General features: G+C 68.3%; 18 protein-coding genes and 1 riboswitch. Of the genes, 8 read left to right on the forward strand and 10 right to left on the reverse strand.

Annotated features, from left to right (window positions below; translation table 11 throughout):
• Window positions 1-194: 194 nt before the first annotated feature.
• Genes gcvPB through gcvT form a run of 4 tightly spaced genes read right to left on the reverse strand, consistent with a single transcriptional unit; the run spans window position 195 to window position 4638 of the window.
• Complete coding sequence (gene gcvPB, locus EJ913_RS01360) at window positions 195-1763, reverse strand: aminomethyl-transferring glycine dehydrogenase subunit GcvPB (RefSeq protein WP_126994093.1); 1569 nt, start codon at window positions 1761-1763, stop codon at window positions 195-197.
• Window positions 1760-3103, reverse strand: coding sequence for an aminomethyl-transferring glycine dehydrogenase subunit GcvPA (gcvPA, locus tag EJ913_RS01365; RefSeq protein WP_126994095.1), 1344 nt, complete (start codon window positions 3101-3103; stop codon window positions 1760-1762). Before gcvPA ends, gcvPB begins: the two co-directional genes overlap by 4 nt.
• A gap of 1 nt (window position 3104) precedes the next feature.
• Entirely contained in the window at window positions 3105-3479 is a 375-nt protein-coding gene (gcvH, locus tag EJ913_RS01370; protein ID WP_126994097.1) for a glycine cleavage system protein GcvH, read from the reverse strand.
• A 46-nt stretch (window positions 3480-3525) separates the two neighbouring features.
• Window positions 3526-4638 carry a glycine cleavage system aminomethyltransferase GcvT gene (gene gcvT, locus EJ913_RS01375; RefSeq protein ID WP_126994099.1) on the reverse strand — a complete coding sequence of 371 codons (1113 nt, stop codon included), beginning with the start codon at window positions 4636-4638 and terminating at the stop codon, window positions 3526-3528.
• A gap of 169 nt (window positions 4639-4807) precedes the next feature.
• A riboswitch (glycine riboswitch) is annotated at window positions 4808-4925 on the reverse strand.
• 231 nt (window positions 4926-5156) lie between these two features.
• Between gcvT and EJ913_RS01380 the strand changes: the two genes are divergently transcribed.
• Complete coding sequence (locus EJ913_RS01380) at window positions 5157-5999, forward strand: hypothetical protein (protein WP_126994101.1); 843 nt, start codon at window positions 5157-5159, stop codon at window positions 5997-5999.
• A gap of 106 nt (window positions 6000-6105) precedes the next feature.
• Here the strand turns inward: EJ913_RS01380 and EJ913_RS01385 are convergent, their stop codons facing one another.
• Entirely contained in the window at window positions 6106-6702 is a 597-nt protein-coding gene (locus tag EJ913_RS01385) for a hypothetical protein (protein ID WP_126994103.1), read from the reverse strand.
• 135 nt (window positions 6703-6837) lie between these two features.
• Here EJ913_RS01385 and ispH point away from each other — a divergent pair, with 135 nt between their 5' ends.
• Together ispH and egtB are read left to right on the forward strand one after the other, a co-directional pair.
• The gene (gene ispH / locus EJ913_RS01390; protein WP_126994708.1) at window positions 6838-7818 is read left to right on the forward strand and encodes a 4-hydroxy-3-methylbut-2-enyl diphosphate reductase; all 981 of its coding nucleotides are present in this window, start codon (window positions 6838-6840) and stop codon (window positions 7816-7818) included.
• A 116-nt stretch (window positions 7819-7934) separates the two neighbouring features.
• Window positions 7935-9224, forward strand: coding sequence for an ergothioneine biosynthesis protein EgtB (gene egtB / locus EJ913_RS01395; protein ID WP_126994104.1), 1290 nt, complete (start codon window positions 7935-7937; stop codon window positions 9222-9224).
• 12 nt (window positions 9225-9236) lie between these two features.
• Here egtB and EJ913_RS01400 read toward each other — a convergent pair whose 3' ends face one another.
• The gene (locus tag EJ913_RS01400; protein WP_126994105.1) at window positions 9237-10163 is read right to left on the reverse strand and encodes a hypothetical protein; all 927 of its coding nucleotides are present in this window, start codon (window positions 10161-10163) and stop codon (window positions 9237-9239) included.
• 218 nt (window positions 10164-10381) lie between these two features.
• Between EJ913_RS01400 and EJ913_RS01405 the strand changes: the two genes are divergently transcribed.
• Window positions 10382-10714: a (2Fe-2S) ferredoxin domain-containing protein gene (locus tag EJ913_RS01405; protein ID WP_126994106.1), complete on the forward strand. Its 333-nt coding sequence runs from the start codon at window positions 10382-10384 to the stop codon at window positions 10712-10714.
• Window positions 10715-10759: 45 nt separating this feature from the next.
• On the opposite strand, the gene EJ913_RS01410 is transcribed toward EJ913_RS01405, so the two are convergent.
• Complete coding sequence (locus tag EJ913_RS01410) at window positions 10760-11908, reverse strand: nicotinate phosphoribosyltransferase (protein WP_126994107.1); 1149 nt, start codon at window positions 11906-11908, stop codon at window positions 10760-10762.
• 338 nt (window positions 11909-12246) lie between these two features.
• On the opposite strand from EJ913_RS01410, the gene EJ913_RS01415 reads away from it, so the two are divergent.
• From EJ913_RS01415 to EJ913_RS01425, 3 genes are all read left to right on the forward strand, one after another.
• Window positions 12247-12753 carry a flagellar basal body-associated FliL family protein gene (locus EJ913_RS01415; RefSeq protein ID WP_244939206.1) on the forward strand — a complete coding sequence of 169 codons (507 nt, stop codon included), beginning with the start codon at window positions 12247-12249 and terminating at the stop codon, window positions 12751-12753.
• Between the two features lie 144 nt (window positions 12754-12897).
• Complete coding sequence (gene gor / locus EJ913_RS01420; RefSeq protein WP_126994108.1) at window positions 12898-14265, forward strand: glutathione-disulfide reductase; 1368 nt, start codon at window positions 12898-12900, stop codon at window positions 14263-14265.
• A gap of 179 nt (window positions 14266-14444) precedes the next feature.
• Complete coding sequence (locus EJ913_RS01425) at window positions 14445-15350, forward strand: manganese catalase family protein (protein ID WP_126994109.1); 906 nt, start codon at window positions 14445-14447, stop codon at window positions 15348-15350.
• Window positions 15351-15590: 240 nt separating this feature from the next.
• Here EJ913_RS01425 and ahcY read toward each other — a convergent pair whose 3' ends face one another.
• From ahcY to EJ913_RS01440, 3 genes are all read right to left on the reverse strand, one after another.
• Window positions 15591-16892, reverse strand: coding sequence for an adenosylhomocysteinase (ahcY, locus tag EJ913_RS01430; RefSeq protein ID WP_126994110.1), 1302 nt, complete (start codon window positions 16890-16892; stop codon window positions 15591-15593).
• A 252-nt stretch (window positions 16893-17144) separates the two neighbouring features.
• Complete coding sequence (locus tag EJ913_RS01435; RefSeq protein WP_126994112.1) at window positions 17145-17768, reverse strand: nucleotide-binding protein; 624 nt, start codon at window positions 17766-17768, stop codon at window positions 17145-17147.
• 10 nt (window positions 17769-17778) lie between these two features.
• Window positions 17779-19383, reverse strand: coding sequence for a CYTH and CHAD domain-containing protein (locus EJ913_RS01440; protein WP_126994114.1), 1605 nt, complete (start codon window positions 19381-19383; stop codon window positions 17779-17781).
• Between the two features lie 258 nt (window positions 19384-19641).
• On the opposite strand from EJ913_RS01440, the gene EJ913_RS01445 reads away from it, so the two are divergent.
• Window positions 19642-20835, forward strand: a complete 1194-nt coding sequence (locus tag EJ913_RS01445; RefSeq protein WP_126994116.1) for a phosphoglycerate kinase — start codon at window positions 19642-19644, stop codon at window positions 20833-20835.
• Window positions 20836-21081 lie beyond the last annotated feature (246 nt).

A 21081-nucleotide genomic window follows, 5' to 3' on the forward strand; every position in this document is an offset into this window, starting at 1 on the left:
GGTTTCAGACAAGGGAAAGGCCCGTCCTCCGATGGAGGCGGGCCTTTTCTTATGAGCTTGCTTTGCCCCCTCCCACCCGCTTCGCGGGCACCCTCCCCCGCTTGGCAGCGGTGGAGGGGAGAACGGTCCCCTCTCCCGCCAAAGGCGGGGGAGGGTTAGGGAGGGGGCCAACAGCGCCCTTTACTCGATCACGCTCACTCCGCCGCCAGCGCCTCCGCCGGAACCGGCGGAACCCAGCGCAGGACCGGCTTGCGGGCGGCGGCGGTCTCGTCCAGGCGGCGGCGCGGGGTCAGGCGCGGCGCTCCCTGGAAATAGGCCACGTCACCGGACTTGGCGCGTTCGGCCAGCGACCGCAAAGCGTCGATGAACTGGTCGAGCCCGGCCTTGCTTTCCGTCTCGGTCGGCTCGATCAGCAGGGCGCCGTGGACGACCAGCGGGAAATACATGGTCATCGGGTGGAAGCCCTCGTCGATCAGCGCCTTGGCGATGTCGAGCGTGGTCACGCCCGTCCCCTTCAGGAACCGGTCGTCGAACAGGCACTCGTGCATGCATGGCCCCTCGAAGGAGGCCGTCATCACGTCCTGCAACCGCGCCATCACGTAGTTGGCGTTCAGCACCGCGTCGCCCGACGCCTGCCACAGACCGTCGGCGCCGTGGCTCAGCATGTAGGACAGCGCGCGGGTGAACATGCCCATCTGGCCGTGGAACGCCTTCATGCGGCCGAAGGCCGGACCCTCGCCGGCGGTCTCGACCAGTTGGAAGCCGTCCGCCCCATGGACCACGTAGGGAACCGGCACGTAGGGCGCCAGCGACTCCGCGAACACCACCGGACCCGAACCCGGACCGCCGCCGCCATGCGGGGTGGAGAAGGTCTTGTGCAGGTTGATGTGCATCACGTCGATGCCGAGGTCGGCCGGACGAACCCGCCCGACGATGGCGTTGAAGTTGGCGCCGTCGCAGTAGAAATAGGCGCCCGCCCCGTGGACCGCCTCGGCGATGGCGAGGATCTCGCGCTCGAACAGGCCGCAGGTGTTGGGGTTGGTCAGCATCAGCCCGGCCACGTCGGGGCCGAGCTTCGCCTTCAGCGCGTCGAGATCGACGCGGCCGTCGGCGGTCGCCGGGATCGACTCCACGGTGTAGCCGCAGGCGGCGGCGGTCGCCGGGTTGGTGCCGTGGGCGCTTTCCGGCACCAGGATCTTGGTGCGGCCCGTGTCGCCCTTGGCCTCATGCGCCGAGCGGATCGCCATGATGCCGCACATCTCGCCATGCGCGCCGGCGGCCGGGGCCAGCGTCACCGCCGCCATGCCGGTCAGCGTCTTCAGCCAGTGGGCCAGCGTGTCCATCAGCTCCAGCGCGCCCTGCACGGTGCTTTCCGGCTGGAGCGGGTGCACGTCGGCGAAGCCCGGCAGCCGTGCCATCTTCTCGTTCAGGCGCGGGTTGTGCTTCATCGTGCAGGAGCCGAGCGGGTACAGCCCGCTGTCGATGGCGTAGTTCTTCTGCGACAGGCGGGTGTAGTGACGGACCACCTGCGGCTCGGCCAAGCCGGGCAGACCGACCTTGGCGCGCGGCTTCACCCCGCCCAGGCGCGAGGCCACCTTGGGCGCTTCGGGCAGGTCGACGCCGCAACGGCCGGCGCTGTCCTGTTCGAAGATCAGCGGCTCCTCGATCTGGAGGCCGCGGTTGCCGGTGAAGGTGCCGGTGACGGCGTCCGTGCCGCTCGCCGCCGGGATGGCCGAGGGACGGCCCTGCGAATTCATGCTCATGACAGCACCTCGGTGAGCGCCTTGGCGAAGGCGTCCATGTCGGATTCGGTGTTGGTCTCGGTGACGGCGACCAGAAGAAGGTCGTCCATCTCGCCCGGATAGAGGCGCGACACCGGAACGCCGCCCAGGATGCGGCGCTGGGCCAGCGCCTCGACCACGCCGGCCGCCGGCTTGGGCAGCTTCACCGTGAACTCGTTGAAGAAGCCGTCGTTGACGACCGAGACGCCCGGCACCGCCGCCAGCTTGTCGGCCAGTTGCACCGCCTTGGCGTGGTTCAGTTTCGCCAACTGCGTGACACCCTCCTCGCCCAGCAGGCTGAGGTGGATCGAGAAGGCCAGCGCGCAGAGCCCGGCGTTGGTGCAGATGTTCGACGTCGCCTTCTCGCGGCGGATGTGCTGCTCGCGGGTGGAGAGCGTCAGCACGAAGCCGCGCCGGCCGTCGGCGTCCACCGTCTCGCCGCACAGGCGGCCCGGCATCTGGCGGACATACTTGTCCTTCACCGCGAACAGCCCGACATACGGGCCGCCGAAGTTCAGCGCGTTGCCGAAGGACTGGCCCTCCGCCGCGACGATGTCGGCGCCCATCTCGCCCGGCGGCGGCAGCAGGCCCAGCGACAGCGCCTCGGTCACCACGACGATCAGCAGCGCGCCCTTGGCCTGGCAGGCCTTGGCGAGGTCGGAGTAGTCGCGCACCTGACCGAAGACGCTGGGGTTCTGCACGACGACGCAGGACGTCTTGTCGTCGATCCGCGCCGCCAGATCCTCGACGCCTTCCGGATCGGCCGGCAGCGCCACGGCGTCGAAGCCGATGAAGCGCGCGTCGGTCGTCGTCGTGTCGCGGTAATGCGGGTGCAGCCCGCCCGACAGGATGGCCTTCTTCTTGCGGGTGACGCGGTTCGCCATCATCACGGCCTCCGCGCAGGCGGTGGCGCCGTCGTACATCGAGGCGTTCGCCACGTCCATGCCGGTCAGCAGGGCGACCTGGGTCTGGAACTCGAACAGGACCTGGAGCGTGCCCTGGCTGACTTCCGGCTGGTACGGCGTGTAGGCGGTCAAGAACTCGCCGCGCTGGACCAGATGGTCCACCGTCGCCGGCACATGGTGGCGGTAGGCGCCGGCACCGAGGAAGCTCGGCACCGAGCCGGCGGGGATGCTCTTCGCCGCCATGGCGCCCAGCAGCCGCTCGACCTCAAGCTCGCCCAGATGGTTGGACAGGCCCCCGATCGGGCCGGACAAATGGGCCGCCTCGGGCACGTCGCGGAACAACGCGTCCACCGACGGCGCGGCGATGGCCGCCAGCATCGACTGCCGGTCGGCCTCGGTCAGGGGCAGGTAGCGCATCTCAGTTCGATTCCTCGACGAAGGCCTTGTAGGCCGCCTCGTCCATCAGCCCGTCCAGCTCGGACGGGTTGGACAGGCGCAGCTTGAAGAACCAGCCCTCGGTCTGGGCGCCGGTGTTGACGCGGGCCGGCTCGTTCTCCAGATCGTGGTTGACCTCGATCACCTCGCCCGACACCGGCGAGAAGACGTCGCTGGCGGCCTTGACCGACTCGACGACAGCGGCTTCCTTGCCCTTTTCCAGCGTGCGGCCAACGTCCGGCAGCTCGACGAAGACCACGTCGCCCAGTTGGTGCTGCGCGAAGTCGGACACGCCGACGGTGCCGACGTCGCCCTCGACGCGCACCCACTCATGGTCCTTGGTGTATTTGACGGTCATGATCGTCCCCTGTTCGATGATGGAGTTTCTTGACGGACCCGAGGCTTCAGCCCCGGTAATAACGCTGCGCGACGAAGGGAGTCGCGGCGACGCGGGCGGGCAGCGGCTTGCCGCGCACCAGCAGGCTCACCGGCGTGTCGAGCGCGGCGTGGGCGCTGTCCACGTAACCCATGGCGACCGGCGCCCCGGCGGTCGGGCCGAAGCCGCCGCTGGTGATCTCGCCGATCTTGGCGCCGTCCGCGTCCACGATGTCGGTGTGCTCGCGGGCCGGCTGGCGGCCGTCCGGCTGGATGCCGACGCGGCGGCGCGTGGTGCCCTCGGCGAGCTGCTTGGCGATGATCTCATGGCCGGGGAACCCGCCCTCGGCGCGGCGGCGCTTCGGAAGCGTCCATTCCAGCGCGGCCTCGACCGGGGTGGTGGTCGTGTCGATGTCGTGCCCGTAGAGGCACAGCCCCGCCTCCAGCCGCAGCGAGTCGCGGGCACCGAGCCCGATGGCCTCGACTTCGGATTCGGCCAGCAGGGCGCGGGCGATGGCCTCGGCGTCGGCGTTGGCGCAGGAGATCTCGTAGCCGTCCTCGCCGGTGTAGCCGGAGCGGGTCAGCACCACCGGCACGCCGTTGAAGGTGGCGGGCAGGTAGCTCATGAACTTCATGGTGGCGGCCTCGGGCACGAAGCGGGCCATCACCGCGGCGGCCATCGGGCCTTGCAGGGCCAGCAGCGCCAGATCGTCGAGCAGTTCCACCTCGGCCTTGCCGGCCAGCTTTTCGCGCAGATGGGCGACGTCCTGCTCCTTGCAGGCGGCGTTGACCACCAGGAACAGGTGGTCGCCCGCGTTGGTCACCATCAGGTCGTCGAGGATGCCGCCCTGCTCGTTCAGGAACAGCGTGTAGCGCATGCGGCCGCGCGCCAGCCCCTTGATGTCGCCGGGGACCAGGGTCTCCAGCGCCGCCGCCGGGTCCTCGCCGGTGAGACGCACCTGCCCCATGTGGGAGACGTCGAACAGCCCGGCCTTCTCGCGGGTGTGCTGGTGCTCCTTCAGGATGCCCAGCGGGTACTGCACCGGCATGTCGTAGCCGGCGAACGGCACCATGCGGGCGCCGAGTTCGACGTGCAGAGCGTGCAGCGGGGTGGTTTTGATCGACTGGTTCGCCTCGGTCACGCGGGTCCTCCGACATAGGGTCCACACCCGCGCCGGGATCGGCGCGAGGGCTTGCCCCCTCTGTCTTGGACCTGAGAGATTCACCGCCCGGCGGCAGAGCCGTGGGGCCGGTTTACTCCTTCGGTGAGTCGCGGCGCGGACGCGCCGAGGCTGCTTTCCAGAGTTGCCTTATCCCCTTGCGGTCCTTTTGCCTGAGAGTTTCCGGGGGCGGTTGCTCCTTCGGCGCCGCCACTGGACCGTTCGCCTTTTCAGGGGAGGCCCATGGCGATCTCTCCCGCGAGGGATCATCGGCGTGATGGCCCACACTGTCGCGGGCACGGGCGATTGTCAATCGGTGGATCGGGTTTGCCAGCGTGAGCGTCGGCGGATTTGCGCGAACGGCCTTCATTCCTGTTTTTAGGATTTTTTTCTTTACGCGGAAGCGTGGATGGAAGAACGTCCCTTCACGCGTTTCGCAGAGCCGGCCGGCCTTCGTCCCTCGCGTTCTCTCAAATCACCGATGAAGCGGAGACTCGTTCATGGCCGTCCAGACCTTCAACCCGACCGACCTGTCGCAGTCCACCGCCAACTGGGCGGTGGCCCAGCGCATCGTCGGCCCCTTCGCGCCCCATGCGCAGGTGACGCCGAACCTGACCGTGGCGCTGGATCCGGGCTACCTGCTGAGCGGCACCACTCTGACCGAGGTCAACGCGCAGAGCGTCGGCCCCTTCGTTCCGCCGACCTCGGGCTTCCGCATCGACCGCGTGGTGATCGACCGTTCGACCGGTGTCGCGAGCATCGTCACGGGCGCCGCGAACACCGTGACCCCGCCGACCATCCCCATGGGGACGTTCCCTGCAGCGCAGCTTCATTTCCAAAGCACGACCTTGACCATCACCAACGACATTATTGTCGATGAGCGGGTCATTGCCGCCACGTTCAGCCCGCCCGCTGCAAACGCAATCGGCTTTCGCGCTGATTTGAACGGGGTCAACATGACGATTGCGGCGGGCGTGACCACCCTTGTTCCGATGAATGTCACTTCCAGCCAAGCTTTCAACATCGGTGATGCCTTCGATCCGGAAACACACCGCTTCAAACCCAACCGCCCGGGGCTCTATCAAGTGAATGGGCAGCTCCACTATTGGAACATGGCGGCCGGCGGAATGTGTACCGCCGTGATTTTCAAGAATGGCGCACCACACTCAAACAATCATGTGATTGCACATGGCGGCAGCGTCGCCGCGCATGTCAGCAGCGTGATCCAACTTAACGGGACAACCGATTATCTTGAGCTTTATGGCTATTACAACAACGGTACCGGCAACTACATCAGTGGCCAAATGACGTCATCTTGGTTTAGCGCCGCATACACCGCCTGACAACACAGAGGGAGGGGATCCATTCCCCTCCCGCTTTCCTCACGCTTTGTTCAAGAGGCGCTTTCTCCATCGATTGGAAGCCGTTTATTCAAAGAAACGGCACCCATCAGCGCTTGATCATCTGGCTCCGGTTGAACGCCAGCTGCTCCGGCGTCAGCTGGAAGCCCAGATAGACCTTCCAGTCCTTGGCGTTCACGTCCTTGGGCAGCGGGATCTTCGGCGCCAGTTCCTCCCGGCTGCCGGCGCGGGGCTGGCCGGCGGGGAAGGTCACGTCGGTGTCGAAGAACGCCTTGGACACGACGCTGTCGTCCGGCTTGGCCAGCGCCACGAAATACGTGTACTTCGCCGTGTCGCCGCGCAGCGCTGGGCCGCGCTCCGCCATCAGATAGACGTTGACGTTCACCGTCACGCCGTCGCTGGCGTAATCGCAGTTGCCGGCGAAATCGACCAGGGCGGCGCGCGATTCCAGATCGGTCAGGTCGCGACCGCCCGCGCGGAACGCCGTCACCTCCGACAGGTCGCGGACGATGGACACCTTCGGGCAGGCGAGCGACGCCTCCGCCGGGTTGGTCGGTCCCATCCAGCCGCCGCACCCGGCCAGCCCCACGGAGGCCAGCGCGAGCGCGGCCAGCGCCGACGGCTTTTTCCAGGCCGGGCTTTTCGGAAGGGGGGTACCTATATTACGGTCGCGGCGGCGGTCCATCGGTTCGGCCTGATCGGTTGGATCGAAAGTTGCCGCGACTGTAGAGAACCAGCGGAACGGGCACAAGGCCGCGCGGCGGCTTTGTTTCCTGTGGCCGATGAGCGCATGACCGATCAACGCACGGGCGGAGTCCGGATGACCATCCCAGCACCCTTGACGATCCTTCTCGCCGCGCCGCGCGGCTTCTGCGCCGGGGTGGACCGCGCGATCCAGATCGTCGAGACGGCCCTCGCGCGCTACGGCGCCCCCGTCTACGTCCGGCACGAGATCGTCCACAACCGCTTCGTCGTCGAAAGCCTGGAGGCCAAGGGCGCCGTCTTCGTCGACGAGTTGACCGAGGTGCCGGACGGCGTGCCGGTGGTGTTCTCGGCCCATGGCGTGCCCAAATCGGTGCCGCAGGCGGCCGAGGCGCGCGGGCTGTTCTACCTCGACGCCACCTGCCCGCTGGTCAGCAAGGTCCACCGCGAGGCCGAGCGCCATTTCGACGAGGGCAAGCAGATCGTCCTGATCGGCCACGCCGGCCATCCGGAGGTGATCGGCACCATGGGCCAGCTGCCCGAGGGCGCCGTCGTGCTGGTCGAGACGGTGGCCGACGTCGACGCGATGGAGGTCGCCGACCCGGAAAACCTCGCCTTCGCGACCCAGACCACCCTGTCGGTCGATGAGACCTCGGAGATCCTGGCGGCGCTCCAGGCGCGCTTCCCGGCCATCGCCGGGCCGAAGAAGGAGGACATCTGCTACGCCACCACCAACCGGCAGGCGGCGGTGAAGGCCATCGCGCCGAAGGTGGACGCGCTGCTGGTGCTGGGCGCGCCGAACTCGTCCAACTCCAAGCGGCTGGTCGAGGTCGCCAAGACCCATGGTTGCCCCAGGGCGCAGCTGGTCCAGCGCGCCGCCGACATCGACTGGTCGGCGCTCGACGGCGTCGGGCGGCTGGGCATCACCGCCGGCGCGTCCGCCCCGGAGGTGCTGGTGGAGGAGGTGCTCGACGCCGCCCGCGCCCGCTTCGACGTGACGGTGGAGGAGCTGCGCACGGCGACCGAAAACATCGTGTTCAAGCTGCCCCGCGCTCTGACCGTGGAGGGCGCCGGGCCGGCGGTGCGCGAACGGGTCTGAGGGGCGGGCGGCTTCGCCCAATTCCGGTGTAGCGCCCTCCCCCGAAGCGTGCGTTTCCACAGTGTGCCGTTGCGGCACACTGTGGGGAAACGCTTCGATCCTGGAGGGATCCGCCCGTGCCCGACACCCATCTCGCCGCGCTCGACACCGAGGGCGACCGTCGCCGGTCGCTCGTCACCCGGTTCCAGAAGGCGCGCGGCCGCACCGCCGAGCTGGTCGGTCCGCTGTCGCCGGAGGATCTGATGATCCAGTCGGTGCCCGACGGCGCGCCGGCCAAATGGCACCTTGCCCACACAACTTGGTTGTTCGAGACGACGGTCCTGATCCCGTTCAGCCAAGGCTACCGCCCGCACGACCCCTGCTTCCTGGAGTTGTTCAAGGCGCGCGCCGCCTCGGCCGAGGGGCGCATCGACGGCCCCGTCCTTCGGCTGCTGTCGCGCCCCTCGACCGCCGACATCCTGCGCTACCGCGACCATGTGAACGGTGCCGTTCTCCACTTGATCGACCAGGCGACCGACGGCGAGCTGGACATCCTCGCCGAGCATCTGGGCATCGCCATCGCCCACGAACGCCGCCACCAGGAACGGCTGCTGACCCACATAAAGCACGCCTTCTGGAGCAACCCGCTGCGCCCGGCCTACGAATCGCCGCCGGAGCTGCCGGCCACCACGCCGCCGCCCGACGACTGGGTCGCGCATGACGGCGGGCTGGTCGAGGTCGGTCGCGAAGAGCCGCAGCCCGGCTTCGACCACGAGGGACCGCGCCACCGCGTGTTCCTGGCCCCCTTCCGGCTGGCCGCCCGCCCGGTCTCCTGCGGCGAGTTCCGCGCCTTCGTCGAGGCTGGCGGCTATGGCGAGCGCGCCCTTTGGATGGCCGACGGCTGGGAGGCGTTGCGCGCCGAGGGCTGGACCGCCCCGCTCTACTGGGAGAAGCGCGAGGGCGCTTGGCGGGTCTTCACCCTCTATGGAAGCCAGCCGCTGAATCCCGACGAGCCGGTCTGCCACGTCAGCTGGTACGAGGCCGACGCCTTCGCCCGCTGGGCCGGCAAGCGCCTGCCGGCCGAGGCCGAATGGGAAACCATCGCCGCGCGCTGCGACAGCGTCGGCAATCTGCTCGGCACCGGCTACCGCCACCCGCGCGCCGGGACCTACCGGGGCGCCGGGCCGTGGCAGATGTGCGGCGACGTGTGGGAATGGACGCGCAGCGCCTTCGGCCCCTACCCCGGCTACCGCCAGCCGGACGGGCTCGACGAGGCGGTGCACGGGCGCTTCATGAGCAACCGCATGGTCCTGCGCGGCGGAAGCTGCGTCACGCCCTTCGACCACGCCGGGCCGTGGACGCGGCATTACCTGCGGCCGGACTCGCGCCTGTCCTTCACCGGGTTCCGGCTGGCGGAGGACGCGTAGCGCGATCCGGCTTCAGCGGGGCTCCAGCACGCCGATGGCGGCCAGCGCCGCGCGGTCTCGGGTGACCGCGTCCACGAGGTTGCGCAGTTGGCGCTGCTGGAGCACCGGGTTGACGAACAGGCGCAGATAGCCCTTCAACGCATGCTCGCCGAAGTTCATGTCCAGATTGGCGTCCAGGTGATGGCCCTTCCGGGACGAGGCGTGGACCGTCATCACCGGCCGTCCGTCCAGCGTCAGGTGGTGGGGAGCCTGCGGGTCGGGCATGCGGATTTCGGCCAATGGCGCGTCGTAGACCTGCCACAGCCGGGCGTCCAGCACTTCCACCATCGCCGGATTCCGCATCACCAGCGCGTTCAGCACGTTCTGTTCGAGCAGCGCCTGCGGGGGCGCGGAACGGCAGACCGTCGCCCAATAAGCCAGCGGCCCTCGCGACACCCACAGCATCAGGCCGGAGCTGATGTAGGGTTGGGACTGATCGACGGCGCGCTCCCGCAGCAGATCCTCGGCCGGGGCCACGTGATGGCCGTTGGCACGAAGTTCGGCCATCGTCTGGGCAATGGTGAAGCGGTCGATGGTGCCGGTGGCGGCCAGAGCCTTGCCGGCCTTTCGCAGCCCGTCGGCCGCCGCCTCCACGACCGCAAGGTCCAACGCCCCCAGCAGCATGTCGCTGTCCAGCCAGAGCAGAGTGTCCCACGCCTCGCCGGAGCAGTATTCCGACAGATGCCCCTTGCACAGATAGGGGTGCGCGCCCGGTGGCAGGATCGCCGGACGGTCGAGCAGCACCCCGGCCGCGCGCAGATACTCCCGTTGCCCGTCGGTCAGGCCGAAGTCGCAGACACGGACCGACGCCCTGGGAAAACGGTCGCCCAGCCCCTCCAGGAACGCCAGGGTGGTGAGGAAATACCGGGCGTCGCAGCCGGTCACACACAGTGTGGTCATCGTCCCGGCCCCCCGCCGCATCCGCTCCGCCCCCTAAGGCCGCCGGAGCATGCATCTCACAAGGGGGGAAAAGATTGCAACCGCGTCCAGGGGGCTGTTCCAAGCCGGCCCGGCCGCCCAGCCTCCACCCCCGCTTTTTGGAACGCTTACAAATGTCTTGCCGCGCCGCAGCAATCAGGCATTATCCATAAAAATATTATGGCTATGGAGCAAGCCCGATGCCGCTCGACCTTCCGCAGACCTTCCGTCACCACGTCTTCTGCTGCGCCCAGCAGCGCCCGCCCGGCCATCCGCGCGGAAGCTGCGGGGCGAAGAACGCGCACCCGCTGTGGCAACGGCTGGACCAGAAGGTCCAGGCCAAGGGGCTGCTGGACGTCGGCATGGCGATGACCGGCTGCCTGGGCTTCTGCTCCGCCGGGCCGCTGATGGTGGTCTATCCGGAGGGGATCTGGTACCGGCCGGAAACGCCCGAGGACATCGACGAGATCGTCGAGCAGCACTTGATCAACAACGAGCCGGTCGAACGGCTGGTCATGGTGCTGAGCCGCTGACGGGACGGTCCCTCTCCCGCTTGGGGGTGGGAGAGGGAGAACACGTCACCGGCGGAACAGGAACTCGCGGCCGACCTTCACGCGCTTCTCGCCGTCGTACTCGATGATGTCGGCGGTGGCGTAGGTCTCGGTCCAGCGTTCGGGCAGATAGCTGCCGGTGCCGATCACATCGACCGGGGCGTTGGCCTCGGCCATCAGGCGGCACTTGGCCGGGCCGAAGCCGCTGCTGGCGACGATCTTCACCGCCGGGAAGCCGGCCTCGTCCAGGCGTTCGCGCACGTAATGGATCGCGGCGGCCGACACGCCGGTGCCGATCAGGTAACGCAGTTGCGTCTCGTCGCGGTAACCACGGATGGAATGCGGCGCGTGGCGCTCCAGCACCGCGTAGGAACCGGGCGGGTCCAGCCCCTCGACGAAGCGGCCGCCCGGCGTGTCGAGCCGCAGGGTCAGCTTGCCCTGGGCGGCCAGTTCGGGAAAGCGGCGGCAGACCTCCAGCCCGTCGGTGATCTCACGGCCGAAGTAATCGACCAGCACGGTCAGCGGCAGTTCGGGGAAGGTCTCGTTGAACATCTCGGCCGCGCGCACGGTCGAGCCGGCGTAGCCGATCAGCGCGTGCGGCATGGTGCCCATGCCCTTGGCCTGCCCGAAGAAATGGGCGGTCGCGTCGGTGGCGTTGCCGACGAAGCCCTTGGCCCCGACCTTCCGCTTGGCCCGGTCCGAGCCGACCGAGGCGGCGTAGGCCATCATCTCGGCCATCTCGGTCCCGGCGCAGTGGCGGGCGTCCATGGCGAGGAAGGCGACCTTCGGCAGATCCGCGCACATGGTGAAGGCGTTGTAGGCGGCGACGCAGGCCGGACCCAGCTTCTGCAGCAGGATCGTCTCGGTGTCGACCAGATGGTAGAAGGAGCCGGTGACGTAGAGGATCGGCTCGCCGGCGCCGATCCACTTGCCCTCCGGGTAGTTCAGTTGGATGTCGACCTCGAAGCCGCGCTCGCGGGCCACCGCCTCCAGCCACTCCACCGCCAGCCGGGGGGCGCAGACCACCGGGCGGCGCATGAAGATCGCGTAGGTGACCTTCTTGTCGCCGAACTTGCCGACGGCTTCCTTGGTGCGCCGAAAATAGGTGTCGGTCCAGTCACCGATTGCCGCCGCCGGGGGATCGATGGCCAAAGGCCGCTTGCTGGTGTCGCTCATACCCGATGCCCTCGCCTTCCGCCCTGCCGTCACCGTGTGACCCCGGCGCCGTCCGCATCGCATGCGGGCGACCGCCGAACCGATTGGACCGCCAGCATTATACGGCCCGGCCCCGCTGTGGAAGAGGCTTCCGCCCCAAACAACCGCCGGCAAACGACCGTCGACGGATGGCAGGGTTGCGCCAGCGGCGGGAGTGCAGCCCCTTTCGGAACGCCCGGCCATCGAGCGGTGGAAAGCGGAACTGCGCGTCAAAACCCCGTAAAATACCGATATTTGACGCCCTTCCGGCCTCCCCCTACAGTCATACAAACGATGGTGGTAATGATGGCGACGAGCCGGTGGCGGGCATCATGGTGAAGGCGGCGGCGCTGCCCGGCGGGGCGGCGGTTCCAATCCCCGAGCGGGCCGGCAACAAGATCATCCTTGCCCTCTTCGCCCTGATGCTGACGCTGGCCGGGGCCGGGGCCGGCGGCGTCCTGATGCTGAAACCCGCCACGGCGTCGACCGGCCGCGCCCCGGCCCGCGCCGAGGTGGGGGCGGCGGTCGCCACCTACGCCGCGCTGCCGACGCTGAACCTCACCCTGAACGATGGCGACCGCCTGCGCGAGCTGCGCGTCCGTGCCGTGCTGGAACTCGACCCGTCAGTGCCGCTGGACACCGTCAAACCCTATCTGCCGCGCATCGCCGACGCCATGACGCTGCGCATGATGGAGGTCGATCCCAACGAACTGCGCGGCCAGGACGGCACGCTGTACGTCAAGGACGCGCTGCGATTCGCCGCCAACAAGGCCATGCGCCCGTTGAAGGTGCGTCAAGTCCTGGTTCAGGACATGCTGCTGCGCTGACGCCGCATCGCATTCCCGCCTCCCCTCCCCCATATCTCGTCCCGCCCCCCTCGACAGGTCCGGCGGAATGCGGAACACTCCGCCCGCACCCGCCCAGGCGACGGTTCGGGGCAACGGATTTTTGCGGAGCGGAAGGAGACGGCCGTGGCCGAGTACGATTTCGACCTGTTCACCATCGGAGCGGGTTCGGGGGGCGTGGCGGCCAGCCGCCGCGCGGCGTCGTTCGGCGCGAAGGTGGCGATCTGCGAGGGCAGCCGGGTCGGCGGCACCTGCGTGATCCGTGGCTGCGTGCCCAAGAAGCTGCTGGTCTACGCCGCCCAGTTCCGCGACGGCTTCGAGGATTCCGCCGGCTACGGCTGGGCCTCGCACACGCCGGCCTTCGACTGGGAGACCCTGATCGCCCGCAAGGACAAGGAGATCGACCGGCTCAACGGCATCTACATCACCATGCTGAAGAACTCCGGCGTCACCCTGTTCGAGGGCAACGGCCGGATCATCGACGCCCACACGGTCGAGGTGGCGGGCCAGCGTCACACCGCCCGCACCATCCTGATCGCCACCGGCGGCTGGCCGTCGCTGCCGCCCATCGAGGGCATCGAGCACGCGGCGACCTCGAACGAGGCGCTGCACCTGCCCTCGCTGCCGCATTCGGTGCTGATCCTGGGCGGCGGCTACATCGCGGTCGAGTTCGCCGGCATCTTCCGGGGGCTCGGCGCCGAGGTCACACTGATGATCCGCGGCGACGACCTGCTGAACGGCTTCGACGACGACATCCGCATCGAGCTGGCCAAGGAGATGACCAAGCGCGGCATCACCATCATCTCGCGTTGCAAGCCGGAGAAGATCGTCCAGGGACCCGGCGGCTACACCGTCACCGACCACATGGGGCGCGAGCATTCCGCCGGCCTCGTGCTGGCCGCCACCGGCCGCCGGCCGAACACCAAGGGCCTCGGGCTGGAGTCGGTCGGCATCGCGCTGGACGACAAAGGCGCCATTCCGGTGAACGAGTGGTCGCGCACCTCGGTGGACAACATCTACGCCATCGGCGACGTCACCGACCGCATGGCCCTGACCCCCATCGCCATCGCCGAGGGCCGCGCCCTGGCCGAGACGCTGTTCAACGACAACCCGACCACCATCAGCTACGACAACGTACCGACCGCGGTGTTCTCCATCCCGCCGCTCGGCACCGTCGGTCTGACCGAGACGCAAGCCCGCGCCAAATTCGCCAAGGTCGACATCTACAAGGCGGGTTTCCGCCCGATGAAGCACACCATGTCGGGGCGCGACGAGCGCGTGCTGATGAAGCTGGTGGTCGACGGCGAGAGCCAGCGCGTGCTGGGCTGCCACATGATGGGCATGGACGCGCCGGAGATGATGCAGGCGCTGGGCATCGCCCTGAACTGCGGCGCCACCAAGCGCGACTTCGACCGCACCATCGCGCTGCACCCCTCCACCGCCGAGGAGTTCGTGCTGATGCGGGAGAAGGCCCCGGAGAGCAAGACGCTCTGACGACCCATTCGGTATAAGGCGTCGGGACGGACCGTTTTCCTGGAACGCTTCTAAACAGGCCGTGTTGTTGGCCTCACGGAAGCGCATCCGGGACGGTCCGTCCCCGACCAGCCACCCAATTTTCGGCCCGGCCCGGATCCTCCGCACCCGCGACACCCACGAGCGTGAGGATTCCTCGCATGTTCATGCACAACAAGAACCTGATGTACACGGTGCGCGTTTCGGAGCCGAATCCGCAGCTCGCCAGCCTGATGCTGGAGCAGTTCGGCGGGCCGCAGGGCGAACTCGCCGCCGCCATGCGCTATTTCCAGCAGGGGCTGGCCGACGAGGATCCCGGCCGCAAGGATCTGCTGATCGACATCGCCACGGAGGAGCTGAGCCATCTCGAGATCATCGGCTCCATCGTCGCCATGTTGACCAAGGGCGTGAAGGGCAAGCTGGCCGAGGCCTCGGAAGAGACCGCCGACCTCTACGCCACCATCACGCAGGGGTCCGGCAGCCACACGCTCTCGCTGCTCTACGGCGGCGGGCCGGCGCTGGTGAACTCGTCGGGGCAGTTGTGGAACGCCGGCTACATCGACAGCATCGGCGACCCGACCTGCGACCTGCGGTCCAACATCGCCGCCGAATCCCGCGCCAAGATCGTCTATGAGCGCCTGATCAACATCACCACCGACCCCGGTGTGAAGGACGCTCTGGGCTTCCTGATGACGCGCGAAGTGGCGCACCAGAAGAGCTTCGAGAAGGCGCTCTACTCCATTGAGAACAACTTCCCGCCGGGCAAGCTGCCGGCCATGCCGGAATACGCCGACAAGTACTACAACATGAGCCAGGGCGAGGGCGACTCGCGGGGCCCATGGAACCAGGGTGAGCAGTGGGAGTACGTCACGCTCAACCCGGCCGACGGGCCGGTCAACGGCGGCGACGGCAACCCCTCGGTGAAGCTGGCCGCCAAGGAACTGAAGGCGATCAACGCGGTCGCCGCGCGGACCCAATCCAACCCGGCGTCGGACCCGACGACCGGTGCCGATCTCGGCGCCGGGCCGGGCGCCGGCAAGACGACGAAGAGCAAGACCAAGGCGTGATTCGATAGGGGTGTAACGTCCGGCCACGCCGCCCCCTCCCCATCCCTCCCCCGCCTTCCGCGGGAGAGGGGGCTGGACGCTTGCCAGCGTTCGGCGGCAGTCCCCTCTCCCGCGCAGCGGGGGAGGGTTAGGGAGGGGGCAAACATGGCCGCACCCACCCGATTCCACTCAATCATTACCCAAAGAAAAAGGGCCGCCCAACCGGACGGCCCTTTTCCTTATCCAGGAACCCCCGACCGCTTAGTAGCGGTAGTGGTCCGGCTTGTACGGGCCGGCGGCCGGGACGCTGATGTATTCGGCCTGCTTGTCGGTCAGGGTGGTCAGCTTGGCGCCGATCTTGTCCAGATGCAGGCGTGCGACCTTCTCGTCCAGGTGCTTGGGCAGCACGTAGACCTTGCGCTCGTAGGCGGCGGCGTTGGTCCACAGCTCGATCTGGGCCAGCACCTGGTTGGTGAAGCTGGCGCTCATCACGAAGCTCGGGTGGCCGGTGGCGCAGCCGAGGTTGACCAGACGGCCCTGGGCCAGGACGATCAGGCGCTTGCCGTCGGGGAACACGACCTCGTCGACCTGCGGCTTGACCTCTTCCCACACGTAGTTGCGCAGGGAGTCGATCTGGATCTCGCTGTCGAAGTGGCCGATGTTGCAGACGATGGCGCGGTCCTTCATCTGGCGCATGTGGTCCAGCGTGATGACGTCCACATTGCCGGTCGCGGTGACGAAGATGTCGCCGAGCGAGGCGGCCTCGTCCATCGTGACGACCTGATAGCCTTCCATCGCGGCCTGGAGCGCGTTGATCGGGTCGATCTCCGTCACCATGACGCGGGCGCCTTGGCTGCGCAGCGAGGCGGCCGAGCCCTTGCCCACGTCGCCGTAACCGGCGACGACGGCGACCTTGCCGGCCATCATCACGTCGGTGGCGCGCTTGATGCCGTCGACCAGCGACTCACGGCAGCCGTACAGGTTGTCGAACTTCGACTTGGTGACGCTGTCGTTCACGTTGATGGCCGGAACCTTCAGCGTGCCCTTCTTCATCATCTCGTACAGGCGGTGCACGCCGGTCGTCGTCTCTTCCGACAGGCCACGGACCTCGTCCAGCATCGCCGGATACTTGTCGTGCATGATCTGGGTGACGTCGCCGCCGTCGTCCAGGATCATGTTCGGGGTCCAGCCGTCGGGGCCGCGCAGCGTGGCCTCGATGCACTCCCAGAACTCCTCCTCGGTCTCGCCCTTCCAGGCGAAGACCGGAATGCCGGCTGCGGCGATGGCGGCGGCGGCCTGGTCCTGGGTCGAGAAGATGTTGCAGGACGACCAGCGCACGGTGGCGCCGAGCGCGGTCAGCGTCTCGATCAGCACGGCGGTCTGGATGGTCATGTGCAGGCAGCCGACGATGCGGGCGCCGGCCAGCGGCTTGGACGCGCCGAACTCCGCGCGCAGAGCCATCAGGCCGGGCATCTCCGTCTCGGCGATGTTGATTTCCTTGCGGCCCCACTGGGCGAGGCTGATGTCCTTGACCTTGTAGTCGGTGAAGTCGGCGGCGGCCATGCAGGCTCTCCTAACGGGGTGGGATGATGCTGGGCACGGGTGTAGCAGCGCAAAACAGGGTCCGCAAGCATAAAGATATCTTTATGTTTGTGAGCAAGCGTTCGGCCTTGGTCGAAACGGTGAGCTGCGGGCAGGACTCGGAACCGCGCCGGCCCGATGGCACGGGTCTTCGGAACCATGGAGCGGTGCATGATGAAGAACGGCCCCGCCAGAGCGTGCGGGGCTCGCCGACCGGGAGCGCTGGCGTCCCGATCAGACCGCGTCGATGTAGGCCAGCAGCGGCCCCCAGTCGCCGCGATGCTCGGCGGCGCGCTTGCCGGGCATGTCGAACAGGCTGAGGCCGGAGGCCGCCGAATCGGCGTAGATCTGGCTGTCGCGCAGCCGCGTCACCACCTTGTGCCCGATGCCGCCGAGAAACTGGTCCAGCCGGTCGGCGGCCTTGGTGCGGGCGCGCATGCGGTTGCCGACCACCGCCACCGACTTCCTGTGCTTGGCGATGGACTTCAACTCTTCCAGCTTGCCGAGGAAGCGCTGGGTCGCCTGCTCGTCGAAGGCGCCGGGAAGCACCGGCAGGACGATCACGTCCGCCATCTTCACCAGATCCTCGATCTGCTTGGTCTTCAAGGCGGCGGGCGCGTCGATCACCAGACGCTTGGTGCCGCGCGGCGCGTCGCTGACGTCCTTCGCCCAGTCCAACCCGACCAGGGCCGGCGCCTTCTCCGGCCGCCGTTCCAGCCAGCCGAGCGAGGAGCGCTGGCGGTCCACGTCGGCCAGAGCGGTGGGAAGGCCGGCGGCGGCGGACGCGGCGGCGAGGTGGGTGGCGACGGTCGTCTTGCCGCAGCCGCCCTTGATGTTGGCGACGAGGATCGTGAGCATGGCCGGGAGCTTACTCCTCGGCGTCCGGCTTCGACCAGAAGCGCTTGGCGTCGAGGAAATCATGCCACAGGGCGACGAGATCCGCCTCGGTGTCGGACACGCCCCGCGCGTGCCAACCGATGACGATGCCGGCGGCGCGCGGCTCGCCGGGGGCCGAGCGGCTGCCGTCCTCGTGCAGCTCGTGCAGCAGGCGGGTCGCCGTCGCCACGTCGTTCAGATGGCCGAGCGCGTCTTGGAAGGCCGACAGCTCGTTCAGGTAACGGCGCACCGGCTTGTCGTCGTAGAGGCTGCGGAAGAACTCGGCGGCGTAGCGCAGCTTCTTGAGCGCGATGCGGAGCTGGTGCCGCTGCGCCACCGGCAGATGCGCGAAGCCGTGCCCGGCCCGTTTGGCCTTCTTATGGCGCTTGTTCAGCAAATGGTCGGCCAGACCGGTGACCGGGCCGAACAGTCGGATCGACTCCTCGCTGACGGGCTGGTCGCGCCAGCCGCGCTTCTCAACCCAGGCGCCCAGGCCCAGCAGGAAGGCGGTGTAGCGGTCCGACCCGACGGCGGCGCGCACCGTTTCGTAGGCGCGCAGGCGGCGCGCCTCGGCGGCGGCGGCCAGCGCGTCGATGTCCTCGACCGCCGATCGGCCGTGCCCGTCGGCGCGGTGGAAGGCGTCGCGCACCGGGGCCAGCAGTTCCGTCGCGAAGACGTCCCAATCGCGCGCCGGGCCGAGACTGCCGGCCAGCCATTTGATCTCGCCCACCAGCCAGAGGTATTGCGGCGCCGGCACGAAGGGCCGGAACAGCGCGATGGCCGAGCGCAGGCGGCGCAGCGCCACCCGCATCTGGTGGACGCCCTCCGGGTCGTCGCCGTGCAGGGTCACCGCCTCGTTGGCCGCGAGATGGGCGACGCAGGCGCGCACGATGCGGGCGACGGCGCCCTCGACCGTGGTGTCGGTGTCGAGCATCAGCTTGTCGGCCTTCGCCGCCTTGTCGGCCTCCCCGGCCGCCAGCGCATAGCCGCGCGCCGCCTTGGTCCGCGTCTCCAGCCGCAAGGGCGCGGCCTTCGCCAACTCCAGCGCCAGATCGTAGAGCGCGGCCGGCGATCCGCTCTTCAATTCGAGTTCGACCTCCGACACCGGGGTGGCGGAGCCGTCGGGCAGCCGCACCTCGCCCCGGTCGAAGGCGATTTCGATCCAAGAGGACTCGTCGCCCTCGCCCAGCGTGACGTCCACCGTCGTGCGCTCGATGACCGAGGTGAAGACCGGGCGCAGTTCCGCCTCGCCGAGCGGGCCGAGAAGGTCCAGAGCCTCTTCGTCGGTGATCAGCGTCAGGTCGGGCTCGGCGCCGGTCACCGCGCATTCCCACTCGTCCCGGCCGAGACCGTCGCCGTCCGGCGCCGACTTCACGGTCTGGACGAAGCCGTCGCCGGTCCGGCGCACCCGCAAGGTGACGCGGCGGCCGGACAGGCGCCGGTCCTCCGTGTCGTAATAGGTGCTTTCCAGGGTCCGCGTCGCCGCCGGGCCGGTGGCCCGTGACGCGATGGCGGGAGCGGCGCGCAGGGCTTCCAAATCCTCGGGCCGCGCGGCCAGCTTCAGTTCCGTCTCGCGGTTGTTGTCCGCTTCAGCCATCGCTTGCGCCTCGAACCCCGTTCCACGGCCATGTCGGCCTACCAGATGGGTGTTTGCACAGGCTCTTGTTAGGGTCAAGTTACGGTAAAAATACAATCCCGGCGGTTGTGAAAGCCCGAGGCGCCGCACCGGGACGATTCGCCCTTCGGCGCCATCCGTTGGCGGCGTTGCAAAGCGTCACCCGCTGTGCTTGGGTGCGCGCAAAACCTCCACACCCTTGCCGAACATTGGCTTGTCAAACATTGGGGAAGCGCGACGATGACCGATTTCAACACGATCGACGACCTTGAGGTGAGCGGGAAGACGGTGCTGGTGCGCGCCGACCTGAACGTGCCGATGCAGGACGGCAAGGTGTCGGACACCACCCGCATCGACCGTCTGGCCCCGACCCTGAAGGAACTGTCGCAGAAGGGCGCCAAGGTCGTCGTGCTGTCGCATTTCGGCCGCCCGAAGAACGGTCCGGACGCCAAGAACTCGCTGCGCAACGTGCTGGACGCGCTGAGCGCCGCCGTTGGCCAGACGGTCGCCTTCGCCGAGGATTGCGTCGGCCAGCCCGCCAAGGACGCCATCGCCAAGGTGCACGAGGGCGCCATCGTCCTGCTGGAGAACACCCGCTTCCACGCGGAAGAGGAAAAGAACGACCCGGCCTTCGCGAAACGGATCGCCGAACTGGGCGATGTCTACGTGAACGACGCCTTCTCCGCCGCGCACCGCGCCCACGCCTCGACCGAGGGCGTCGCCCGCCTGCTGCCCAGCGCCGCCGGCCGCCTGATGGAAGCCGAGTTGAAGGCGCTGACGCTGGCGCTGGAGAAGCCGGAGCGCCCGGTGGCCGCCGTCGTCGGCGGGGCCAAGATCTCGACCAAGCTGGAACTGCTCGGCAACATGGTCCGCAAGGTGGATCTGCTGGCGCTGGGCGGCGGCATGGCCAACACCTTCCTGTTCGCGCAGGGCGTCGATGTCGGCGCCTCGCTGTGCGAGAAGGAGATGGCCGACCAAGCCCGCGCCATCATGGCGACGGCCAAGGAAAGCAACTGCGAGATCCTGCTGCCCAAGGACTTCGTGGTTGCCAAGGAGTTCAAGGCCGGCGCCGAGAACCGCGTGGTCGCCTTCGACGCCATCGGGTCGGATGAGATGGCGCTGGACGTTGGCCCGGCGACGGTGGAGTTCCTGGGGCTGAAGCTCCAGGGCGCCAAGACCATCGTGTGGAACGGTCCGCTCGGCGCCTTCGAGATCGCGCCCTTCGACGCCGGCACCAACGCCGTGGCCGGGCTCGTCGCCGCGCGCACCGAGGCGGGCGGTCTGCTGTCGGTGGCCGGCGGCGGCGACACGGTCGCGGCGCTGGCCCACGCCGGGGCCGAGGAGAAGTTCACCTACGTGTCGGCCGCCGGCGGCGCCTTCCTGGAATGGCTGGAAGGCAAGGAACTGCCGGGCGTCGCGGCGCTGAAGAAGTAAGGGGTTTCCAAGCGGGTTCAGGGGTGCGGTCCGCTGAGGTTTGGCGGACCGTCCGGTCCGGGCTTTGGAAAGCGGCGTCCTGGACCAGCGCGCCGGGCGGTGGCTGAAGAAGCGCGGCATCCGCGATGGAACAGGATGCGGCCCGACACGCAGGTCGCCTCGCCCCCGTCGGCGACTTGCGCCAAGCGGTCCTCAAGCCGCAGGGTCGGGCCAAAACAAGGAAAGACAGGATTTTCATCCTGTCTT

The organism is Azospirillum doebereinerae (assembly GCF_003989665.1).
In the GTDB taxonomy this organism is placed as follows: domain Bacteria; phylum Pseudomonadota; class Alphaproteobacteria; order Azospirillales; family Azospirillaceae; genus Azospirillum; species Azospirillum doebereinerae.

What these genes read in the sequence shown, in the direction of transcription:
- gcvPB (WP_126994093.1), bottom strand. Translation starts at nt 1,763, where the DNA reads ATGAGCATGAATTCGCAGGGCCGTCCCTCGGCCATCCCGGCGGCGAGC.
- gcvPA (WP_126994095.1), bottom strand. Translation starts at nt 3,103, where the DNA reads ATGCGCTACCTGCCCCTGACCGAGGCCGACCGGCAGTCGATGCTGGCG.
- gcvH (WP_126994097.1), bottom strand. Translation starts at nt 3,479, where the DNA reads ATGACCGTCAAATACACCAAGGACCATGAGTGGGTGCGCGTCGAGGGC.
- EJ913_RS01380 (WP_126994101.1), top strand. Translation starts at nt 5,157, where the DNA reads ATGGCCGTCCAGACCTTCAACCCGACCGACCTGTCGCAGTCCACCGCC.
- EJ913_RS01385 (WP_126994103.1), bottom strand. Translation starts at nt 6,702, where the DNA reads ATGGACCGCCGCCGCGACCGTAATATAGGTACCCCCCTTCCGAAAAGC.
- ispH (WP_126994708.1), top strand. Translation starts at nt 6,838, where the DNA reads ATGACCATCCCAGCACCCTTGACGATCCTTCTCGCCGCGCCGCGCGGC.
- EJ913_RS01400 (WP_126994105.1), bottom strand. Translation starts at nt 10,163, where the DNA reads ATGACCACACTGTGTGTGACCGGCTGCGACGCCCGGTATTTCCTCACC.
- EJ913_RS01405 (WP_126994106.1), top strand. Translation starts at nt 10,382, where the DNA reads ATGCCGCTCGACCTTCCGCAGACCTTCCGTCACCACGTCTTCTGCTGC.
- EJ913_RS01410 (WP_126994107.1), bottom strand. Translation starts at nt 11,908, where the DNA reads ATGAGCGACACCAGCAAGCGGCCTTTGGCCATCGATCCCCCGGCGGCG.
- EJ913_RS01425 (WP_126994109.1), top strand. Translation starts at nt 14,445, where the DNA reads ATGTTCATGCACAACAAGAACCTGATGTACACGGTGCGCGTTTCGGAG.
- ahcY (WP_126994110.1), bottom strand. Translation starts at nt 16,892, where the DNA reads ATGGCCGCCGCCGACTTCACCGACTACAAGGTCAAGGACATCAGCCTC.
- EJ913_RS01435 (WP_126994112.1), bottom strand. Translation starts at nt 17,768, where the DNA reads ATGCTCACGATCCTCGTCGCCAACATCAAGGGCGGCTGCGGCAAGACG.
- EJ913_RS01440 (WP_126994114.1), bottom strand. Translation starts at nt 19,383, where the DNA reads ATGGCTGAAGCGGACAACAACCGCGAGACGGAACTGAAGCTGGCCGCG.
- EJ913_RS01445 (WP_126994116.1), top strand. Translation starts at nt 19,642, where the DNA reads ATGACCGATTTCAACACGATCGACGACCTTGAGGTGAGCGGGAAGACG.